General features: G+C 64.6%; 4 protein-coding genes and 1 pseudogene. 1 reads left to right on the plus strand and 4 read right to left on the minus strand.

Annotated elements, in window-relative coordinates; translation table 11 throughout:
* The coding region (locus AB0H52_RS31690; RefSeq protein ID WP_357951957.1) for a hypothetical protein at positions 1-281 on the minus strand (281 nt) is incomplete at its 3' end.
* 1,002 nt (positions 282-1,283) lie between these two features.
* Between AB0H52_RS31690 and AB0H52_RS31695 the strand changes: the two are divergent.
* Positions 1,284-1,598, plus strand: a pseudogene (locus AB0H52_RS31695) (IS5/IS1182 family transposase); the annotation flags it as partial.
* On the opposite strand, the gene AB0H52_RS31700 reads toward AB0H52_RS31695, so the two are convergent.
* The 3 genes from AB0H52_RS31700 to AB0H52_RS31710 all read right to left on the minus strand — a co-directional run bounded on the left by AB0H52_RS31700 (position 1,565) and on the right by AB0H52_RS31710 (position 2,655).
* Entirely contained in the window at positions 1,565-1,717 is a 153-nt protein-coding gene (locus tag AB0H52_RS31700; RefSeq protein WP_192580536.1) for a hypothetical protein, read from the minus strand. The pseudogene AB0H52_RS31695 and the gene AB0H52_RS31700 sit on opposite strands and share 34 nt — an antisense overlap.
* Before the next feature lie 174 nt (positions 1,718-1,891).
* Entirely contained in the window at positions 1,892-2,224 is a 333-nt protein-coding gene (locus AB0H52_RS31705) for a hypothetical protein (RefSeq protein WP_151493287.1), read from the minus strand.
* 29 nt (positions 2,225-2,253) lie between these two features.
* Positions 2,254-2,655 carry a recombinase family protein gene (locus AB0H52_RS31710; protein ID WP_151493288.1) on the minus strand — a complete coding sequence of 134 codons (402 nt, stop codon included), beginning with the start codon at positions 2,653-2,655 and terminating at the stop codon, positions 2,254-2,256.
* Between the last annotated feature and the right edge of the window lie 82 nt (positions 2,656-2,737).

Raw genomic sequence — 2,737 nt, forward strand, 5'->3', positions numbered from 1 at the left:
GACAGGTCGATCTCGTCGTGGTTCCGCAGGAACGTGGCCCACTGCCCGCCGACCGGAAGCTTCGGGGTGTCGCGCAGCGCCTCGATCAGCGACTCGGGTCCGGCATCAATCGCGCACCAAGTCGTTAGTAGATCCCCTGTCCGGAAAGCTCGTGGCAGCCCACAAACACCCTTGGGCTGTCTGACCTGCGCGGATGTGCCACGTTGCCTACGCCTGACGACACAAATGCGGCACGACGGATCTCCCGCGACCATGATCCCGTAGGTAGTCTCCGTTGCCATGATCACGCAGCCCCTTGCCTCACGCTCGTGGAAACTCCGCGCCGCAGTGGCCGCCGCTGTCGTGCTCGCATCGTGCCTTGCGCTCCCAGTTGGCTGGGCGGCAACAGGTGACGTGCTCGCTCTTCATCCGGGCACGACCCCAGAACAAGATCAGATCAAACAGGACATTCGCGGACTACTCCGGGGCCCTGAGTGGAGTGGCAGGCGTCACAAGCATGAACGTTCGTCGGGAGCTCTACCGTTGTGTGCGACGAAGGTGTTCTCGAACCGTCCGGGAGGATGCCGAACGGTAGATCTGTGGTGTTGCATGCGCGCAAAAGCGCCGCTTGCGTCGACAAGTGCCATGTCGGTGGCACCGGATTGTGGTTCAGGGAACTTGGAATTGAGTAGATTGAGGTAGATGCACCCATGCCGATGACGATTGAAACGTGGGCCATATTTCTTGAAAGCTACTGCGCTTCACACAAAAAGCTGAACTGGAAAGGGGTCGAGCAGCTGCCGCTGTTTGCAAGGCGGATCGGGATACCCGATGTTCAAGAGGTATATGAGGCAGCCAGGAGTCAGGCTGTTTTTGATCGGCTTCAACCTGACACCCGGAAATACATTGACCAGAACGTCCCGGAGCTCCGGTGGCCCGCACGTCCGTGGGGCATGGAGGCCTCGGACATAAGCAAGACCCTACGGGTTGCGGCCGAATTGCGCTCGCCTCAAACATCGAATCCGCCCTCCACTTCCGGCGCATCGAACTCAACCTCCGCGCCGGCTTTCTGGTTGCCCGGGCCGGAACAGAAACCGTCCAGTGGACGAGCACAGTAGTAGGGGAGGCCGAACGCCAAGCCCCCGCACCTGCGGGGGCCTGTACCAGGGCGTTCGCAAGGACTCTGTTGGCTAAGAGCGACCGGCAGTAGGCAACGATTTGGACAGACGGTGGCTCGGGGGTAGCAAGCAGGCACGATCCGTCGATCATGGAGTTCTCTACGCTCAGTGATCGACAGGAGTCCCGTGCCTGCGCTGCCATCATCGCTGTTGAACCCCGTCTGGGTCGAGTTCGCCGCGCTACTTCCCCAGCGACCGGAGTTTGACCCGGCCCATCCGCTGGGCTGCCACCGCCGCCGTATCCCCGACCTCGTTGTGTTCGAGCACGTCATCGACGCGCTTGTGCACGGCTCTGGCTACGAACGCATCGCCACCACCCGGTGCTCGGACCGCACTATCCGCCGCCGGGTCAAGGACTGGGCCGCGGCCGGGATCGGCCAGAGGGTCCACGCGCTGGCCCTGGCCGCCTACGACCAGATGATCGGCCTGTCGTTGCAGGACTCCATCATGGCCAGGACCTCGGACAGTTCGGCGTGCATCGCCGTGAGCTGCCGCACCAGCAGGGTGACCTGCTCGGTGGTCAGGTCGCCGGCCGGGACGTCGCGTACGTTACTGGCCACGGCCGACACCCTATCGACCTGCTGACATCCCCCACACCGAGCTACCGGTAGGTGACTTTGGGGCTGGTGGCATGTACCCCGGCCGGGGGCGTCGAGGCGCGCGACCGGCCCCGGACATAGCGCAGCCCACCGGCCACGGGGAAGCCGGCGGGCTGCGCTATATGTCGGCTGAGGCTACTCCTGCTGGCCGTCGCGGTCGATCAGCCGGTTGAGCAGTCCCACGATCTCGGTCAGGTGGGCGCCGTGCTGATCGCGGAGGTGCCCGACCGTCGCGGTCAGCTGATCGACCTTCTCGCCGAGCCCGGTGATCGCCTGTCCCTGTTCGAGCTGGGTCTCCCGCAGCAGCGCGCCCAGCGTGCGGGTGTGCCCGCGCAACTCGGCCCGGTAGTCGGCGACGTCGCGATCGGCGCCGGACGCCAACGCGCGTGCCGCGGCCGCCTCCTGCCGCAGCACGCCGACCTCCGCCTCCAGCGTGGCGACCCGCTGAGCGAGCTCGTCGAGGTTCATGGTGGTCACGCTACCTTTCCGCTGTGCGGCTATCGGCCGGTGAGGTGGGCGGCCAGTTCGGCGCGGTCGTCGATGAGTTTGTAGATGATCGGGCGGGACACCGCGAAGTGCCGGGCGATGCCGGTGACGTTCCAGACCGGACGGTCGTCGGGGCCGCGTTCGTCGAGCATCTGGTAGACCTGCTTGATCTGGCGCATGGACAGCTTGTGCGGGCGCCCGCCGTTGCGGCAGCGGTTGGTGGTGGCGGCCAGACCCTCCCGAGTTCCTTCCACGATCAATTCCCGGTTGAACTCGTCGAATGCGCCGAGCAGGTGGAGCATGAGTCGGCCGGTGGAGGTGGAGGTGTCGATGTCCTGCTGGATGACCTTCAGGTCCACGCCCCGCTCGCGCAGGTCACCGGTGAGGCTAATCAGGTGCTTGACCTCCGCTATTCAGAGTAGATAGCGGGTATCGAGGGTGATCAAGGAAAGGTGCACCCGACCTGCAAGGATGTGGTTGTCTACGCCATGTCCT

The sequence above is a fragment of the Micromonospora sp. NPDC050695 genome, assembly GCF_040654415.1.
Taxonomy (GTDB): domain Bacteria; phylum Actinomycetota; class Actinomycetes; order Mycobacteriales; family Micromonosporaceae; genus Micromonospora.

What these genes read in the sequence shown, in the direction of transcription:
- AB0H52_RS31705 (WP_151493287.1), bottom strand. Translation starts at nt 2,224, where the DNA reads ATGAACCTCGACGAGCTCGCTCAGCGGGTCGCCACGCTGGAGGCGGAG.